We start from the raw sequence: 16,835 nt of genomic DNA, 5'->3' as shown, positions 1-16,835 counted from the left end.
CTATCAGGTATCCAGGGTACCGTCCAGGAATTGACGCAAGCGCAGGCGCATTTCCGTTCCGTCGGCCCCCAGGCAACCGATTGATGAGCCCTCCAGGCTTTCCTGAGCCAGATCGGACGCCTCGCCAGCCAGGAACAACGGGCAATCCAAGCCCATCGCCAACTGTTTCAGACGCTTGGGCAGCTCGGTGATCGGCGCGTGGTTGGACACCAGCACCAATGCCAAAGGCTGGATCTTCTGGCAAACGAAGGTCAGCTCGTCAAAGGGCAGGCCGATAGTCAGAACCCTGACACCCACCTCGGCCTTGGACACGAACAGCGCAGCCACCAGCAATTCAAGTTCCCGGCATTGGCTGGCAATCGCGCAGACCAGAACACGCCTGGCTAGCAGCTCACGATTGAGCAGAAGCCGTTGCGCTACACGCGAGCGCAGGAAAGCGTCGTAGAACAGCCATTCGCTGGTCTGCCCGAACTCGTGCCGGCGTTGCAGCAGGTCCCGCCAGAGCGGCATCAGGATGTCCTGGAAGACCACTGACACTGTGTAGCAGGAAAAAATCTGCCCGTAGACCCGGTCCAGTTCCACATCGTCGAAATTGCCGACCGCGTCCGCTATCTGTTGTTGCCATTGACTGTAATCGGCGCGCACCAGATCGGGGGTGATCAACCTGGAGACCGGCTGCACCGATTCGGTCTTCGCCAGAATCTTTCCCACCTTGCTCACGGCCACCCCACGCTCGATCCAAGCGAGGATACTGCGGACCCTTTCAACATCATCCAAGGAATACAGGCGATGCCCGCTTTCGGTGCGCGTGGGTTGGATCAGGCCATAGCGACGTTCCCATGCACGCAACGTCACGGGATTCACGCCGGTCAACCGCGCCACTTCGCGAATAGGAAACAAGTCATCGCGCTTCACGGCGCCGGGCGCCGAGAAAACGGCATTATCTTCGGTGATTACGCTCATTCCGTCGGTTTTCCCAACTGGAAAATTGGATCCCATATTACCCCTTGTCAGCGGTGCACTGACAAGGGACAGCACCGGCCAATCTGTGGATTTGTTGTTTTGTGCTCGACTGGGAATAATCCTTGCCTGCCTCTTGTGACCAGACGCAGCCCTTACCCACGGGGCGTCTTTAACTGCGAAGCTCCTATCCGGAGCAACCGCACCTGTAACATGGAGATACAAAATGTCTGCCTCCCCAGTCACACTCATGGTGGCGCGCCGCGTCGCCAATGGATGTTATCACGACCTTATCGCGTGGTTGCGTGAAGGCGAACTGTTAGCAGCTGACTTCCCGGGCTACCTGGGCTCAGGCGTGCTCGCACCACCGCCCGAAGACGACGAATTCCAGATTATCTTCCGATTCGCCGACGAGCAGACCCTTCACGCCTGGGAACATTCGGCCTCGCGCACGGCCTGGCTGGGGCGCGGTAGCGAACTGTTTGCCCATCCATCCGAACACCGGGTACGCGGCATCGATGGCTGGTTCGGCGCGGCCGGCAAGCGCCCGCCACGTTGGAAACAGGCCGTAGCCATCTGGCTTGCGTTCTTTCCGGTTTCGTTATTGTTCAATTTCCTCTTGGCGCCGCTACTCGGCGAACTGGCGATGTTGAGCAGGGTATTCATCAGCACGCTCATATTGACGCCCCTGATGGTGTACTTGTTTATCCCAATATCGACGCGTTTATTGGGGGGCTGGCTCACCGGTACACCAGAACGGCCGTTGGCGTCGACGCAGAATCATTGAACCGGCGCCTGCGCAAACCGGGCGGGGCGCTGGACTCGCCTTTGCGCATAGGAGGCGCCCGCCGTCGCTGTTATAGTTTTTGCTTGTGCCACGACCCGAGCCAAACCACCCCATGCCTACCGCTCCGATCCTGATCACCGGCGCAGCCCAACGCGTCGGCCTGCATTGCGCCCGACGTTTGCTGGAGGACGGGCAGCCGGTCATCGCCACTTACCGCACCGAACGCCCAGGCGTGCAGGCGTTGCGAGACATGGGGGCTACGGTGCTGTTCGCCGATCTTTCCAGCGAACCGGGTATCCTTGGCTTCATCGATCAGCTCAAGCAGCACACCGACCAACTGCGAGCGATCGTGCACAACGCCTCTGCCTGGCTGGCCGAAACCCCGGAGAGCGAAACAGCCGCATTCAACGAAATGTTTGCGGTGCACATGCTCGCCCCTTACCTGATCAACCTGCATTGCGCCGAGCTGCTGCAGCGCTGCACTCCGGCGGATATCGTGCACATCAGCGATGATGTGACACGCAAGGGCAGCAGCAAGCACATCGCCTATTGCGCCACCAAGGCCGGGCTTGAAAGCCTGACGCTGTCTTTCGCGGCGAAGTATGCCCCGACCATCAAGGTCAACGGTATCGCCCCGGCCCTGCTACTGTTCAATCCCGGCGACGATGCGGCCTATCGCGCCAAGGCCCTGGCAAAGTCCGCGCTGGGCTTCGAGCCTGGCAGCGAGGTTATTTACCAGAGCCTGCGCTATCTGCTGGATAACCCTTATGTCACTGGCACGACCCTGACGGTGAATGGCGGGCGGCACATCAAATAATCCCGGCCTCGAGGAACCACCATGGCGCTTTCGCCCCAGCATTACCGTGAGATCCTGATCGGCCTGGGCGAAGACCCGGAACGCGAAGGCTTGCTGGATACCCCGGCGCGCGCGGCCAGGGCCATGCAGTACCTTTGCCATGGCTACGAGCAAAGCGTCGAACAGATCGTCAACGGCGCCTTGTTTGCCTCCGACAGCGATGAAATGGTGATTGTCGCCGACATCGAGCTCTACTCATTGTGCGAACATCACCTGCTGCCCTTCATCGGCAAGGCCCATGTGGCTTATATTCCCACCGGCAAGGTCCTGGGGCTGTCGAAGGTCGCGCGACTGGTGGACATGTTCGCCCGCCGCCTGCAAATCCAGGAAAACCTCACCCGGCAAATCGCCGACGCGGTGCAGCGGGTCACCCAGGCTGCCGGCGTTGCGGTGGTGATTGAAGCCCAACACATGTGCATGATGATGCGCGGTGTCGAAAAACAGAACTCGACCATGAACACCTCGGTGATGCTCGGCGCTTTTCGCGAATCCAGCACCACGCGCCAGGAGTTCCTGCAATTGATTCGACGGAGCCAATAAATGCCACAACTTCAACCCGCCATGGCGCGCATCAAGGTCAAGGACCTGCGCCTGCGTACATTCATCGGCATCAACGAGGATGAAATCCTCAACAAGCAGGATGTGCTGATCAACCTGACCATCCTCTATGCCGCCCAGGAAGCGGTGCGCGACAACGACATCGACCATGCCCTGAACTACCGCACCATCACCAAGGCGATCATTGCCCACGTGGAAGGCAATCGCTTCGCCCTGCTCGAACGCCTCACCCAGGAGCTGCTCGACCTGGTCATGGCAAACGAGTCGGTGCTGTATGCCGAAGTCGAAGTCGACAAGCCGCATGCCTTGCGCTTCGCCGAGTCCGTATCGATTACGCTGGCGGCAAGCAGGGCTACTTCGTAGCAGCCAAAAGCTTCAAGCTGTAAGCTTCAAGCCTGAACACCGCAAACCCACTTGCAGCTTGAAGCGTGCCACTTGAAGCTGTCTCGCAGAGACTCCCATGAACGACCAACAACGCCTCGAACTTGAAGCCGCCGCATTCCGTCGGCTGGTTGCCCACCTCGACAGCCGCAAGGATGTGCAAAACATCGACCTGATGAACCTCGCCGGGTTCTGCCGCAACTGCCTGTCCAAGTGGTACAAGGCGGCCGCCGATGAGCGCCAGATCGACGTCAGCCTCGATGATGCACGCGAAGTCGTCTACGGCATGCCCTATGCCGAATGGAAAGCCCAGTACCAGAAAGAAGCCAGTGCCGAGCAGCAAGCGGCGTTCGCCAAAGGAAACCCCAATGCCTGACCTGAACACCTTTCGCACCAGCCTCAAGAGCGGCGAGCATCTTTTTGCCGACACCCTGGCCTTCATTGCCGATGGCTACGACTATCAACCCCGGGCCTTCAAGAATGGCGGCGTGGAAAACGCCGCCGGGCAGAACGAAGGCTCCTGCAAGACGTTGGGCCTGGCGCTGCTTGAAGGCTTGAGCGACGAAGAAGCGCTGCTGGCGTTTGGCGAACATTATCGTTCGGTACTGGCCACGCCCGAAGGCAGCGACCACGGCAATATCCGCGCGCTGATGGCCGATGGGTTGGAGGGTGTGACATTCGAGGCGCAGCCACTGCAACGGCGCTGATCCATCGAACTTTCGAAAACAGCCTTTGTGGCGAGGAGATTTATCCCCTCGCCACAGGGACTCGAGAACGCCAGGCTCCTTACCACATCCCAACTTTTAAGATTGACCCGGCAACTTTATTTCGTTTGCCCGGCCCCTCTGCTCGCGGCTTAGATAACGGCAATTTCTTCTTCGTCCGGACCGTCATCCATGAGCAGCGAAACCATCAGCCAATCGATCTCCATCGTGCATCCCGTCAGCCTCAGCCACGGCAAGAATGCCGAGGTCTGGGACACCGACGGCAGACGCTACATCGATTTCGTCGGGGGCATCGGTGTTTTGAACCTTGGCCATTGCCATCCGCGCATCGTCGAGGCGATCCGCGAACAGGCCACCCGGCTGACTCACTACGCCTTCAACGCCGCGCCTCATGCCCCCTACATTGAGTTGATGGAACGCCTGGCGGCGTTTATCCCGCTGGATTACCCGGTCAGCGGCATGCTCACCAACAGCGGTGCCGAGGCGGCGGAGAATGCCTTGAAGATCGTGCGAGGCGCCACGGGCCGCACGGCCGTGATCGCGTTTGACGGTGCCTTTCACGGCCGCACCCTGGCGACCCTCAACCTCAACGGCAAGGTCGCGCCTTACAAACAGAAAGTCGGTGTACTGCCCGGGCCGGTGTATCACCTGCCCTACCCCAGCCAGGACAACGGCGTGACATGCGCCGAAGCGCTGAAAGCCATGGACAGGCTGTTCAGCGTCGAGATCGATGTGAATGACGTGGCCTGCTTCATTGTCGAGCCGGTGCAGGGCGAAGCCGGCTTCCTGGCGATGGACGTGGCGTTCGCCCAGGCATTGCGGCAGTTCTGTGACGACAAGGGCATCGTGCTGATCATCGATGAGATCCAGTCCGGTTTCGGTCGCACCGGGCAGCGTTTTGCGTTCTCGCGACTGGGCATCGAGCCGGACCTGATCTTGCTGGGTAAGAGCATTGCCGGGGGCGTGCCGCTGGGCGCAGTGGTCGGCCGCAAGTCGCTGATGGACACGCTGCCTAAAGGTGGGCTCGGCGGCACTTACTCGGGCAACCCCATCGCCTGCGCCGCCGCGCTGGCAACGCTGGACGAAATGACTGATACCAACCTGAAGGCCTGGGGTGCACAACAGGAAGAAGCGATCGTCAGCCGCTATCAATCCTGGCGCAGCCGCGGGCTGAGCCCTTACCTGGGCCGCCTGACCGGCGTCGGCGCGATGCGCGGGATCGAACTCTCCCACGCCGATGGCACCCCGGCCCCGGCCCAACTCACGCAATTGCTGGCGTCGGCGCGGGATTCGGGTTTGCTGCTGATGCCCAGCGGCAAGTCGCGGCACATCATCCGGCTGCTGGCGCCGTTGACGACCGAAGCGGCGGTGCTGGAAGAGGGGTTGGATATTTTGGAGGCTTGCCTGGCGAAGCTGGCCTGATAACCGATCTTCTGACCAAACAGAGGACTCCCACAGGGTTCACCGGCAGATATCCAGCCACAAAAAAACCGGCCGAAGCCGGTTTTTTTTGTGCCCGAAAATCAGAACGAGGCGTTCTGCAGGCCGTCCAGGTAGCGCTCGGTGTCCAGGGCCGCCATGCAACCGGCACCGGCGGAGGTGATCGCCTGGCGGTAGACGTGGTCGGCCACGTCGCCGGCCGCAAAGATACCTTCGACGCTGGTAGCGGTAGCATTGCCGTCGCGGCCGCCCTTGACCACCAGGTAGCCGTCCTTGAGTTCCAGCTGGCCTTCGAACAACGAAGTGTTCGGGGTGTGGCCGATGGCGATGAACACGCCGTCAACCTTGATCTCGTCAAAGCTGCCGTCGTTGTTCTTCAGGCGCGCACCGGTCACGCCCATGTTGTCGCCCAGGACTTCGTCCAGGGTGGCGTTGAGCTTGAGGATGATCTTGCCTTCGGCGACGCGGGCGTTGAGCTTGTCGATCAGGATCTTCTCGGCGCGGAAGGTTTCGCGACGGTGGATCAGGGTGACCGTGCTGGCGATGTTCGCCAGGTACAGGGCTTCCTCGACAGCGGTGTTACCACCACCGACCACCGCCACCGGCTTGTTGCGGTAGAAGAAACCGTCGCAGGTGGCGCAGGCCGAAACGCCTTTGCCCATGAAGGTTTCTTCCGACGGCAGGCCCAGGTAACGAGCGCTGGCGCCGGTGGCGATGATCAGTGCGTCGCAGGTGTAGGTCGCGCTGTCGCCGGTCAGGGTGTATGGCTTGGCGGCAAAATCCACGGCGTTGATATGATCGAAGACGATCTCGGTCTCGAAGCGCTCGGCGTGTTCTTTCATCCGCTCCATCAAGGCCGGGCCGGTCAGGCCGTGAACGTCGCCTGGCCAGTTGTCGACTTCGGTGGTGGTGGTCAATTGACCGCCGGCCTGCATGCCGGTGATCAGCAACGGCTTGAGGTTGGCACGTGCCGCATAGACCGCGGCGCTGTAACCGGCAGGGCCGGAACCGAGAATAATCACTCGCGAATGACGGACTTCAGACATGACCTGCTCCTGTTGACCGGACCTGCGGCCCGGAACGCCGGCTGAGCGGCGGGAATAAAAAAGGACTGTTGATGCACTTGGGGAAGGCTTGGGTTCGACAGTCCTGAAAAAGATTGGGTGAAGCGTATCGAGGGAGCGAAGATTAAGGAAATACGGTTTAACAATCCAGCTCATAGGTGAGCTCTATCCGCTGCTGCGCTGCCGATAGCGACTATCCGTCCCCTAAACCTTTGTTACACGCCATGTCGCGGCTTTCCCGCACAAGGCAAAGCCGGTAAGGTCGGCGCGTCCACTACCCTCGGAGCCACCTATGCCCGCCCCCGTCCTGTCTGGCCCGCAATATTTGCGTGAAGGCCTCAAATTGATCCTGAGCCCCGGCCTGCGTCTTTTTGTATTGCTGCCGCTGGCAATCAACTTGTCGCTGTTCGTCGGGTTGATCTATTTGGCTGGCCATCAGTTCAGCCTGTGGGTCGAAACGCTGATGCCGTCGCTGCCGGATTGGCTGAGTTTCCTGAGCTACGTGCTGTGGCCTCTGTTCGTCGTCCTTGTGGTGCTGATGGTGTTTTTCACCTTCACCATGCTCGCCAATATCATCGCGGCGCCTTTCAATGGCTTTCTCGCCGAGAAGGTCGAAGTGGTAGTGCGCGGCACGGATGATTTCCCGGCGTTCAGTTGGGGCGAGCTGGTCGCCATGATCCCGCGCACCCTGGCTCGGGAGGCGCGCAAGCTCGGTTATTTCCTGCCGCGGGCCCTGGGGCTGTTCGTGCTGTCGTTCATCCCGGGGGTCAATGTGGTGGCCGCGCCGCTGTGGTTGCTGTTCGGGATCTGGATGATGGCTATCCAGTACATCGACTACCCGGCGGACAACCACAAGCTGGGCTGGAACGAAATGCTCGCCTGGCTGCGGGAAAAGCGCTGGCAGAGCCTGGGCTTTGGCGGCAGCGTGTACTTGGTGCTGTTGATCCCCTTCGTGAACATTCTAATGATGCCGGCGGCGGTGGCCGGGGCGACGTTGTTCTGGGTGCGCGAGCAAGGTGCGGAGACGGCGCTGGCCCGTCAAGGCTGACTTCGTCACAAATCCATCATCCAGGCGTCACAATGGCGCAACGGCCCCGGTCGACACTGGGGTCATGACTACACACTTGCACGTTACGCTCGTCACCGAAACCTTTGCGCCGGAAATCAATGGCGTCGCCAACACCCTGGGTCGTCTCCATGACGGCTTGCGCGCCCGCGGGCATCGGGTAGAACTGATTCGGCCTCGCCAGGCCGGGGACCAGGGCCTTACCAGTAACGACCAATTGCTGCTGTGTCGGGGCTGGCCACTGCCGGGGTATCCGGGGTTGCAGTGGGGGCAGGCTTCGATGCACAAGCTGCTGCGGCGTTGGAAACGTCATCGCCCGGATGTGTTGTATATCGCCACCGAAGGGCCGCTGGGCTTGTCCGCGTTGCGTGCGGCGCGGCGCCTGGGTATCTCGGTTGTGAGCGGCTTTCATACCAATTTCCAGCAATACACCCGGCAATACGGCCTCGGCCTGTTGAGTCGTGGACTCACGCATTACCTGCGCTGGTTCCACAACCGCTCAAGCCTGACGCTGGTGCCCAGCGTCAGCCAGCGCCTGGAACTGGAACGCCGGCATTTCGAACGCGTGGCGTTGTTGTCCCGTGGCGTGGACAGTCATTTGTTTCACCCGGCAAAACGCTCGGTCGCCCTGCGAGAGAGCTGGGGCTTGGGCGATGACGATATCGCAGTGCTGCATGTAGGACGCCTGGCACCGGAGAAAAACCTTGCGCTGCTCAAGCGGTGCTTCGACACCCTGCGCAGTGCTTTTCCGACACGGCAAATCAAGCTGGTGATCGTAGGCGACGGCCCACAGCGGCTCGCGCTCGAAGAGCAACTGCCCGAGGCAATATTCTGCGGAGCACAGCGTGGCGAAGCGCTGGCGGCTCATTATGCGTCCGGGGATGTGTTTGTCTTTCCGAGCCTGACCGAAACCTTCGGCAACGTCGTGCTGGAAGCATTGGCGTCCGGGCTGGGCGTGGTGGCCTACGACCAGGCCGCGGCAGCGCAGCACATCCGTCACGGCTATAACGGGGTGTCGGCGATGCCGGGGGACGAAGAGGCGTTCTGCGACGCGGCCCGTTGGCTTTTGGAGGAGCGCGAAGCCTTGCGTTGCGTGAGGCTCAATGCGCGCCAGCACGCCAGTCGCCAAGGCTGGGCGTCGGTGATCGAGCAATTCGAGGCATTATTGCGGGGGGCTTGTGCCGGCGAGCAGGTGATGCCTGCCGCGCCGACCGTACGCTGATTGTTCGGTGATGCTCAGACCAGGGTCATCAACGCCTCGCGACTGAACGGCAGGATGTCCTGCTCACGCCCGTCACGCACTTTCTGCGCCCAGTCCGGGTCCACCAGCAGCGCACGACCCACTGCCACTAGATCGAACTCCTCCTTGTTCAGGCGCTCCAGCAGATTTTCCAGGCTCGCCGGTTGTGCAACCTTGTCGGTATTGACCATGAACTGCAGGAATTCGCCGTCCAGGCCGACACTGCCGACTGTAATCGTTGGCTTGCCGGTGAGCTTGCGGGTCCAGCCGGCCAGGTTCAGGTCCGAACCCTCGAACTCGGGCTCCCAGAACCGACGCGTGGAGCAATGGAAAATATCCACGCCGGCGTCGGCCAACGGCTTGAGGAAGGCTTCCAGCGCCTCAGGCGTCTGTACCAGGCGCGCGGTGTAGTCCTGCTGCTTCCATTGGGAAAACCGGAAGATGATCGGAAAACCCTCGCCCACCGCAGCGCGCACGGCGCGGATCAGTTCGATGGCGAAGCGCGAACGATTGGCCAGGTCGCCGCCATAACCGTCAGTGCGCTGGTTGCTGCCTTCCCAGAAAAACTGATCGACCAGATAGCCGTGGGCACCATGGATTTCCACGCCGTCCATGCCGATATCCTGGGCGTCTTTGGCCGCCTGGGCGAAAGAGGCGATGACTTCATCAATGTCCGCCTGGGTCATGCCGTGGACCACGACTTGGCCATCCTTGAGTTTTTCAGTGGGGCCATAGCCCGGCACAATGCCATCCGGCTCGGTACCGAGACGCCGAACATTGCCCACGTGCCACAGCTGCGGAACGATCTTGCCACCTTCGGCGTGCACCGCATCGACGACTTTTTTCCAACCCGCCAGGGCGGCATCACCGTAGAAGTGCGGTACGTTCGGGTAGCCGTTGGAAGCCTTATGGGCGACCGTCGTGCCCTCGGTGATGATCAAGCCTACCCCGGCCGCCGCGCGACGGCGGTAATACTCGATCACTTTGCTGTTCGGCACGCCACCCGGCGAAAAGGAACGGGTCATCGGCGCCATCACCACCCGGGTCGGCAGCTGGAACGTGCCGAGCTGGAAAGGTTTGAACAGGGCTTGTACTGGCATGGGGCACTCCACGGGATCGGTCACAGTTCAGATATGACGGCGATAATATGGAGTCGAGGCAGTGCTGGGTAGCACTATTGATTGGAGTGATTAAGGATCAGAAGGAAGGATCGACATTGAGAGGCTCAACCCAATGCAAGCCGAGCGCATACCTTGTGGCGAGGGGATTTACCCTCGCCACAAGGGTTCGCCTACGGTTTAGCTCAGCGCTTTTTCAATCGCCTGGATCACCGCAGGATCATCAGGCGGCGTGCGCGGCGAGAAACGCGCCAGCACCCGGCCGTCCTTGCCGAGCAGGAATTTTTCGAAGTTCCAGGTGATGTCCCCGGGAAACTCGGCGCCCTCGCCCGCCAGCAGGCGATACAACTGATGACGTTCAGGACCGTTCACGTCCAACTTGCCGGCCAACGGAAACGTCACGCCATAGTTGAGGCTGCAGAACTCCTGGATTTCCTGCCCGGTCCCCGGCTCTTGCCCGGCGAACTGGTTGCAGGGCAGGCCCAGCACCGCGAACCCCTTGGCCTTGTATTGCTGGTAGAGATTTTCCAGAGCCGCATATTGTGGCGTCAGGCCACATTTGGAGGCGACGTTGACCACCAGCACGACTTGCCCCTTGAACGGCGCCAAAGGAAGCTCCTGACCATCCAGGGCTGTCAGTTTAAGGTCGTGGAAAGCACTCATGACGAAACTCCAGGTTTACGGATCTTTTCAATACAGCCATGGGCGATGCTAGCAGCAGCGACTAAAAAGGCGCCATAGGGCGCCTTTCCAGTTCACGGATTACTTGAACGTAGCGCAGAAATCAATGGTGATGGCCGCCTTCACCATGGACGTGACCATGGGCGATTTCTTCCTGGCTGGCGTCACGGATGTCAACGATCTTGACTTGGAAGTTCAAGCGCTGACCGGCCAACGGGTGGTTGCCGTCAACGGTGACGTCGTCGCCGTCCAGGTCGCGAATGGTGACGATCTGCATCTGGCCATCCGGCGCCGAAGCGTGGAACTGCATGCCGACTTCCAGCTCATCCACACCTTCGAACATGCTGCGGCTCAGGGTGCTGACCAGTTCGGCGGAGTATTCGCCGTAGGCGTCTTCCGGCTCGACGGTCACGTTCAGCTCGTCACCGGTGGATTTGCCTTCCAGGGCTTTTTCCAGGCCCTGGATGATGTTGCCTGCGCCATGCAGGTAGACCAGCGGAGCGCCGCCGGCAGAGCTGTCGATGACCTCACCAGCGTCGTTGGTCAGGGTATAGTCGATGGAGACAGCCTTATTGGCGGCGATCAGCATGGGGCGAGACCTTTTGCATAAGAATGAAGAACGGACAAGTCTAAACAAGGAATTGCCCGAAAGCGAACGGAACCCGGACAAACGGGCTAGCTCGAACAGACCAATGGTCACAGGTTGGCGCCAGGATGAGGACGGGCATTGGGTGGCCGAGCTGTCCTGTGGCCACACCCAGCACCTGCGTCACCAACCGCCGTGGCAGTCTCGGGCCTGGGTGCTGGACCCTGCGCAACGTATTGAAAAAATAGGCCAGCCCTTTGATTGCGGCTGGTGCGCTCAAGGCCCGGTTAGCGATAACCTTGGCGACTGAATTGTGGGTAGACGACCCGTCATAGGTCGCGCCATTCCCCCTTAGAGAATCCGCATGCAAACTTTTTTTATCGCACCCACCGATTTTGGCGTGGGCCTGACCTCCATCAGCCTCGGGCTGGTGCGCACCCTGGAACGGGCCGGGCTTAAAGTCGGCTTTTTCAAACCCATTGCCCAGCCTCATCCTGGCGATACCGGCCCGGAACGCTCCACCGAACTGGTGGCCCGCACCCACGGCCTCAAGCCGCCCCAGCCCCTGGGCCTGGCTCACGTCGAGCGCATGCTTGGCGATGGCCAGCTCGATGAGCTCCTGGAAGAAATCATCACCCTTTACCAGCAGGCCGCCATCGGCAAGGACGTGCTGGTCGTCGAGGGTATGGTCCCGACCCGCAGCGCCAGCTACGCCGCGCGGGTCAACCTGCACTTGGCCAAGAGCCTGGACGCCGAAGTCATCCTGGTGTCGGCGCCGGAGAACGAAGTGTTGACGGAGCTTTCCGGCCGCGTTGAATTGCAAGCGCAGCTGTTCGGCGGCCCCAAGGATCCCAAAGTCCTCGGCGTGATCTTGAACAAGGTCCGCACCGACGAGAGCATGGAGGCGTTCACCGCGCGCCTCAAGGAACACTCGCCATTGCTGCGCAGCGGCGACTTCCGCCTGCTCGGCTGCATCCCGTTCCGCCCCGAACTCAACGCCCCGCGTACGCGCGACGTGGCCGACCTGATGGGCGCGCAGGTGCTCAATGCTGGCGATTACGAAACCCGGCGCATGAGCAATATCATCATTTGCGCCCGCACCATGCGCAACACCGTGGAGCTGCTCAAGCCCGGCGTGCTGGTGGTGACCCCTGGCGATCGCGACGACATCATCCTGGCCGTGAGCCTGGCGGCGATCAATGGCGTGCCGCTGGCCGGCCTGCTGTTGACCAGCGACACCCTGCCCGACCCACGCATCATGGAGCTGTGCCGCGGCGCCTTGCAGGCCGGGTTGCCGGTGCTGTCGGTGAGCACCGGTTCCTACGATACGGCCAACCTGCTCAACGGCCTGAACAAGGAAATCCCCATCGACGACCGCGAACGCGCGGAGATCATTACCGACTTCGTCGCCAGCCACCTGGACGCCCGATGGCTGCACCAGCGCTGCGGTACGCCACGGGAAATGCGCCTGTCACCGGCGGTGTTCCGCTACCAGTTGATCCAACGCGCGCAAGCCGCGAACAAGCGCATCGTGCTGCCTGAAGGCAGCGAGCCGCTCACCGTCCAGGCCGCTGCCATTTGCCAGGCCCGGGGCATCGCCCGTTGCGTGTTGCTGGCCAAGCCGGCCGACGTCGAGGCGGTGGCCCGCGCCCAAGGTATCGAACTACCGCCGGGGCTGGAGATTCTCGACCCGGATGTGATTCGCGAGCGTTACGTCGAGCCCATGGTGCGACTGCGCAAGAGCAAAAGCCTGAACGCTCCCATGGCCGAGCAGCAGCTGGAAGACCCCGTGGTGATCGGCACCATGATGTTGGCGCTGGATGAAGTGGACGGCCTGGTATCCGGTGTCATCCACTCCACCGCCAACACCATCCGCCCAGCCTTGCAGTTGATCAAGACTGCGCCTGGATGCTCGCTGGTGTCCTCGGTGTTTTTCATGCTGTTTCCTGAAGAAGTGCTGGTCTACGGCGATTGCGTGATGAACCCGCACCCCAGCGCAGCGGAGCTGGCGGAAATTGCCCTGCAAAGTGCCGACTCCGCCGCTGCGTTCGGCATCACGCCAAGGGTCGCCATGCTCAGCTATTCCAGCGGCGAGTCGGCCAGCGGCGAAGAGGTGGAAAAGGTCCGCGAAGCGACCCTGCTGGCCCATGAGGCGCAACAGGGGCTGTTGATCGACGGCCCGCTGCAATACGATGCCGCCGCCAACGAAACCGTGGCCCGGCAACTGGCACCCAACAGCCAGGTCGCCGGCCGGGCCACGGTGTTCATTTTCCCGGACCTCAATACCGGCAACACCACCCACAAGGCCGTGCAACGCAGCGCCGATTGCGTCAGCCTCGGGCCGATGCTGCAAGGCTTGCGCAAACCCGTGAATGACTTGCCGCGCGGCGCCCAGGTCGATGACATCGTGTACACCATCGCCCTGACCGCGATCCAAGCCGCCAACCGACCTTTGGATATTTAAATGCTGGACTTCCTGCCTGCCCCCTTGCGCGGCGTCATCGCCTCGCTGCTCCTGGCACTCAATACCATTGCCTGCTGCACGCCGCTGTTCATCGTGGCGATCTTCAAGCTGTTGCTGCCCTTCCCTGCCGCCCAGCGCTTCACCGACTGGCTGATGAGCCACATCCACGAAGCGTGGATCAGCAACAACAAGGCCTGGATGAACCTGCTGCGCCGTACCCGCTGGCATCTCAGCGGGCTGGAAGGCCTGGATTACCAGCACTCCTACCTGATCACCAGCAATCACCAGAGCTGGGTCGACATCATGGTCTTGCAATACGTGCTGAACCGGCGCATCCGGCCGTTGAAGTTTTTCCTCAAGCAAGAGCTGATCTGGGTGCCGGTGATCGGCCTGGCCTGGTGGGCACTGGGCTTCCCGTTCATGAAGCGCTACTCCAAGGCTTACCTGGAAAAGCACCCGGAAAAGAAAGGCAAGGACCTGGAAACCACCCGCAAGACGTGCGCGAAATTCCGCAACAACCCGGTGGGCATCTTCAATTTCGTCGAAGGCACGCGCTTCACCGAAGGCAAGCACGCCCAGCAGCAGTCACCGTTTCGCTACTTGCTCAAGCCCAAGGCCGGCGGTATCGCGTTCGTGCTCGATGCCATGGGTGAGCAGTTGGAGTCGATCATCAACGTGACCATTCACTATCCGGGCGGTCGCCCGGGGTATTGGGATTTGCTCTGCGGCAACGTTGGGGAGGTGGTGGTGCATTTCCAGGAGTTGAAGATTCCGCCGCAGTTCATTGGCAAAAGCTACGACCAGGACGGGGAGTATCGACTGGAGTTCCAAGGTTGGATCAACCAGTTGTGGCAGGACAAGGACGCGTTGCTGGAGCAGATGCATCGCGAATTTCCCGACCATCGCTGATTCCCTTGTGGGCGCGAGTTGTTCCATACGGGAATGAACAAGCCCGCAGATGGTCACCCATCTGCGGGCTTTCAGTTACAGCGACTTGCCTTTTAGATCGCCCCACGCTTGCGCAGCAGGTCCAGCACCTGCTTGACGCTTTCTTCCAACGTCAGCGACTGGGTGTCGATCACCAGGTCGGCATCCAGCGGCACGTCATACGGGAAGGACTCGCCCGGGATGTTATCGCCGGCGGCCGCATACAACCCTTGCGGATCACGCTGGGCACACACGGTTGGCGAGGCCTGGACGTAGACGGTCAGCAGGCGCTCCCGACCGATCAGGTCCTTGGCCTGCTCACGCCCTTCTGCACTTGGCGCAACGAACGCGGCCAGGGTCAGCAGGCCAGCTTCGTTGAACTGACGGGCAACGTGAGCCGCGCGACGCCAATTCTCGGTCCGCCCGGCGCGATCCTGCGGCAAGCCCTTGTTCAAATCATGGCGCAGGTTCTGGCCATCAAGTACGAACACCGCACGGCCCATGTCGAACAGCTTGCGCTCGACTGCGTAGGCCAGCGTGCTCTTGCCCGCACCCGACAGGCCACTGAACAGCACTGTGGCTGGCTGCTGGCCGAAGCGCTGGGTGCGCTCTTCCACCGACACATGGGCCAGTTTGCCGTGGTGCGTGCTGCTGCCATGGGCCAGCGGCTGGGCCACGATCATGCCTGCACCGACGGTACCGTTGGTGAGGCGGTCGATGACGATAAACGCGCCGGTGGTGCGGTTGCTCTCGTAGCCGTCCAAGGCGATCGGCGCATCCAGGGCGATCTTCACCTTGCCGATTTCGTTGAGCTGCAAGGCGCTGGCCGGCCCCTCTTCGAGGGTGTTCACGTCGACTTTGTTGACGATGCTGGCAATCGAACCCGGCACGTAGCTGGTGGCGCGCTTGATGTCGTATTTCTTGCCCGGCAGCATCGGCTCCTCGGCCATCCACACCAGCATCGCTTCGAAGCTGTCGGTGACGGGAGGAACGTTGTCGGCGTGCACCAGCAGGTCGCCACGCGAAATGTCGATCTCGTCTTCCATGGTCAGCGTCACGGCCTGGCCTGGACCGGCGTGTTCCAGCTCGCCTTCGAAGGTGACGATGGATTTAACGCGGCTGCTCTTGCCTGACGGCAACACCACCACTTCGTCGCCCTTGTGGACGATGCCGCTGGCGAGGGTGCCGGCGAAACCGCGGAAGTTCAGGTTCGGACGGTTGACGTACTGCACCGGGAAACGCAGGTCGGTGAAGTTGCGGTCGCCCGCCACCTCCACGGTCTCGAGGATTTCCATCAGCGACTGGCCGGTGTACCACGGCGAACGCTCGGATTTGTTCACCACGTTGTCGCCCTTGAGGGCGGACATCGGCACGAAGTGCATGCTGGTGGGCTTCATCTTCAAGCCTTCGGCGAACTTCAGGTAGTCGGCCTTGATCGACTCGAACACGCCCTGGTCGAAGTCCTTGAGGTCCATCTTGTTGATGGCCACGACGATGTGCTTGATGCCCAACAACGAGGCGATGAAGCTGTGGCGACGGGTCTGGGTCTGCACGCCGTAGCGGGCGTCCACCAGGATGATCGCCAGGTCACAGGTGGAAGCACCGGTGGCCATGTTGCGGGTGTACTGCTCATGGCCTGGGGTGTCGGCGATGATGAATTTGCGCTTGGCGGTAGAGAAATAGCGGTAGGCGACATCGATGGTGATGCCTTGCTCGCGCTCGGCCTGCAGGCCGTCGACCAGCAACGCCAGGTCGATATCGTCACCGGTGGTCCCGACTTTCTTCGAATCGCGGGTGATGGCTTCCAGGTGATCTTCGTAGATCATCTTGGAGTCGTGCAGCAGGCGCCCGATCAGGGTGCTTTTGCCGTCGTCGACGTTACCGCAGGTCAAGAAGCGCAGCAGCTCTTTACGCTCGTGCTGGCCCAGGTAGGCGAGGATGTCCTCGCTGATCAAATCAGATTGATGCGACATGACAGCCCC

The 16,835-nt window shown here is 61.2% G+C and carries 18 protein-coding genes; 12 read left to right on the top strand and 6 right to left on the bottom strand.

Going from position 1 to position 16,835, the window contains the following annotated elements; all coding sequences use genetic code 11:
- Nucleotides 1–3: 3 nt before the first annotated feature.
- The gene (locus tag VQ575_RS04510) at nucleotides 4–963 is read right to left on the bottom strand and encodes a MerR family transcriptional regulator (protein ID WP_325919165.1); all 960 of its coding nucleotides are present in this window, start codon (nucleotides 961–963) and stop codon (nucleotides 4–6) included.
- 223 nt (nucleotides 964–1,186) lie between these two features.
- On the opposite strand from VQ575_RS04510, the gene VQ575_RS04505 reads away from it, so the two are divergent.
- The 7 genes from VQ575_RS04505 (at nucleotide 1,187) to VQ575_RS04475 (ending at nucleotide 5,689) form a co-directional block, all read left to right on the top strand.
- Nucleotides 1,187–1,747 (top strand): antibiotic biosynthesis monooxygenase, encoded by a 561-nt coding sequence (locus VQ575_RS04505; RefSeq protein ID WP_325919163.1) that lies wholly within the window; start codon nucleotides 1,187–1,189, stop codon nucleotides 1,745–1,747.
- Nucleotides 1,748–1,859: 112 nt separating this feature from the next.
- Entirely contained in the window at nucleotides 1,860–2,564 is a 705-nt protein-coding gene (gene folM, locus VQ575_RS04500; RefSeq protein ID WP_039591640.1) for a dihydromonapterin reductase, read from the top strand.
- Nucleotides 2,565–2,585: 21 nt separating this feature from the next.
- Nucleotides 2,586–3,143, top strand: coding sequence for a GTP cyclohydrolase I FolE (folE, locus tag VQ575_RS04495; RefSeq protein WP_039591642.1), 558 nt, complete (start codon nucleotides 2,586–2,588; stop codon nucleotides 3,141–3,143).
- Nucleotides 3,144–3,524 carry a dihydroneopterin triphosphate 2'-epimerase gene (gene folX / locus VQ575_RS04490; RefSeq protein ID WP_025211888.1) on the top strand — a complete coding sequence of 127 codons (381 nt, stop codon included), beginning with the start codon at nucleotides 3,144–3,146 and terminating at the stop codon, nucleotides 3,522–3,524.
- A gap of 97 nt (nucleotides 3,525–3,621) precedes the next feature.
- Nucleotides 3,622–3,918 carry a DUF1244 domain-containing protein gene (locus VQ575_RS04485; protein WP_039591643.1) on the top strand — a complete coding sequence of 99 codons (297 nt, stop codon included), beginning with the start codon at nucleotides 3,622–3,624 and terminating at the stop codon, nucleotides 3,916–3,918.
- Complete coding sequence (locus VQ575_RS04480) at nucleotides 3,911–4,249, top strand: HopJ type III effector protein (RefSeq protein ID WP_039591644.1); 339 nt, start codon at nucleotides 3,911–3,913, stop codon at nucleotides 4,247–4,249. The genes VQ575_RS04485 and VQ575_RS04480 overlap by 8 nt, the downstream gene beginning before the upstream one ends.
- Before the next feature lie 189 nt (nucleotides 4,250–4,438).
- Nucleotides 4,439–5,689, top strand: a complete 1,251-nt coding sequence (locus VQ575_RS04475; protein ID WP_039591645.1) for a 2-aminoadipate transaminase — start codon at nucleotides 4,439–4,441, stop codon at nucleotides 5,687–5,689.
- A gap of 101 nt (nucleotides 5,690–5,790) precedes the next feature.
- Here the strand turns inward: VQ575_RS04475 and trxB are convergent, their stop codons facing one another.
- The gene (gene trxB / locus VQ575_RS04470) at nucleotides 5,791–6,753 is read right to left on the bottom strand and encodes a thioredoxin-disulfide reductase (RefSeq protein WP_030139882.1); all 963 of its coding nucleotides are present in this window, start codon (nucleotides 6,751–6,753) and stop codon (nucleotides 5,791–5,793) included.
- 310 nt (nucleotides 6,754–7,063) lie between these two features.
- On the opposite strand from trxB, the gene cysZ reads away from it, so the two are divergent.
- Both cysZ and VQ575_RS04460 read left to right on the top strand, forming a co-directional pair.
- Nucleotides 7,064–7,819 carry a sulfate transporter CysZ gene (cysZ, locus tag VQ575_RS04465; protein WP_039591646.1) on the top strand — a complete coding sequence of 252 codons (756 nt, stop codon included), beginning with the start codon at nucleotides 7,064–7,066 and terminating at the stop codon, nucleotides 7,817–7,819.
- A gap of 64 nt (nucleotides 7,820–7,883) precedes the next feature.
- On the top strand, nucleotides 7,884–9,059 hold the full coding sequence (locus tag VQ575_RS04460) for a glycosyltransferase family 4 protein (RefSeq protein WP_039591647.1): 1,176 nt from the start codon (nucleotides 7,884–7,886) through the stop codon (nucleotides 9,057–9,059).
- Between the two features lie 14 nt (nucleotides 9,060–9,073).
- On the opposite strand, the gene VQ575_RS04455 is transcribed toward VQ575_RS04460, so the two are convergent.
- The 3 genes from VQ575_RS04455 to VQ575_RS04445 form a co-directional block, all read right to left on the bottom strand.
- Nucleotides 9,074–10,177 carry an NADH:flavin oxidoreductase gene (locus tag VQ575_RS04455; RefSeq protein ID WP_325919161.1) on the bottom strand — a complete coding sequence of 368 codons (1,104 nt, stop codon included), beginning with the start codon at nucleotides 10,175–10,177 and terminating at the stop codon, nucleotides 9,074–9,076.
- A 198-nt stretch (nucleotides 10,178–10,375) separates the two neighbouring features.
- Nucleotides 10,376–10,858, bottom strand: a complete 483-nt coding sequence (locus VQ575_RS04450; RefSeq protein WP_198725534.1) for a glutathione peroxidase — start codon at nucleotides 10,856–10,858, stop codon at nucleotides 10,376–10,378.
- Between the two features lie 121 nt (nucleotides 10,859–10,979).
- Nucleotides 10,980–11,465 (bottom strand): FKBP-type peptidyl-prolyl cis-trans isomerase, encoded by a 486-nt coding sequence (locus VQ575_RS04445; RefSeq protein ID WP_039592215.1) that lies wholly within the window; start codon nucleotides 11,463–11,465, stop codon nucleotides 10,980–10,982.
- On the opposite strand from VQ575_RS04445, the gene VQ575_RS04440 reads away from it, so the two are divergent.
- From VQ575_RS04440 to VQ575_RS04430, 3 genes are read left to right on the top strand one after another with little or no spacing between them, the layout of a single operon-like run.
- Entirely contained in the window at nucleotides 11,434–11,772 is a 339-nt protein-coding gene (locus tag VQ575_RS04440; RefSeq protein WP_325919160.1) for a DUF3565 domain-containing protein, read from the top strand. The genes VQ575_RS04445 and VQ575_RS04440 overlap by 32 nt on opposite strands.
- Nucleotides 11,773–11,826: 54 nt before the next feature.
- Complete coding sequence (gene pta / locus VQ575_RS04435; RefSeq protein ID WP_039592217.1) at nucleotides 11,827–13,926, top strand: phosphate acetyltransferase; 2,100 nt, start codon at nucleotides 11,827–11,829, stop codon at nucleotides 13,924–13,926.
- Entirely contained in the window at nucleotides 13,927–14,835 is a 909-nt protein-coding gene (locus VQ575_RS04430) for an acyltransferase (RefSeq protein WP_198725532.1), read from the top strand.
- A gap of 92 nt (nucleotides 14,836–14,927) precedes the next feature.
- Here VQ575_RS04430 and cysN read toward each other — a convergent pair whose 3' ends face one another.
- Nucleotides 14,928–16,826, bottom strand: a complete 1,899-nt coding sequence (gene cysN, locus VQ575_RS04425) for a sulfate adenylyltransferase subunit CysN (RefSeq protein ID WP_045156881.1) — start codon at nucleotides 16,824–16,826, stop codon at nucleotides 14,928–14,930.
- Nucleotides 16,827–16,835: the final 9 nt, after the last annotated feature.

The sequence above is a fragment of the Pseudomonas frederiksbergensis genome, assembly GCF_035751725.1.
Lineage (GTDB): Bacteria > Pseudomonadota > Gammaproteobacteria > Pseudomonadales > Pseudomonadaceae > Aquipseudomonas > Aquipseudomonas frederiksbergensis_A.
The sequence above is the reverse complement of the archived record's forward strand: the minus strand, read 5'-3'. Positions and strand labels throughout refer to the sequence as shown.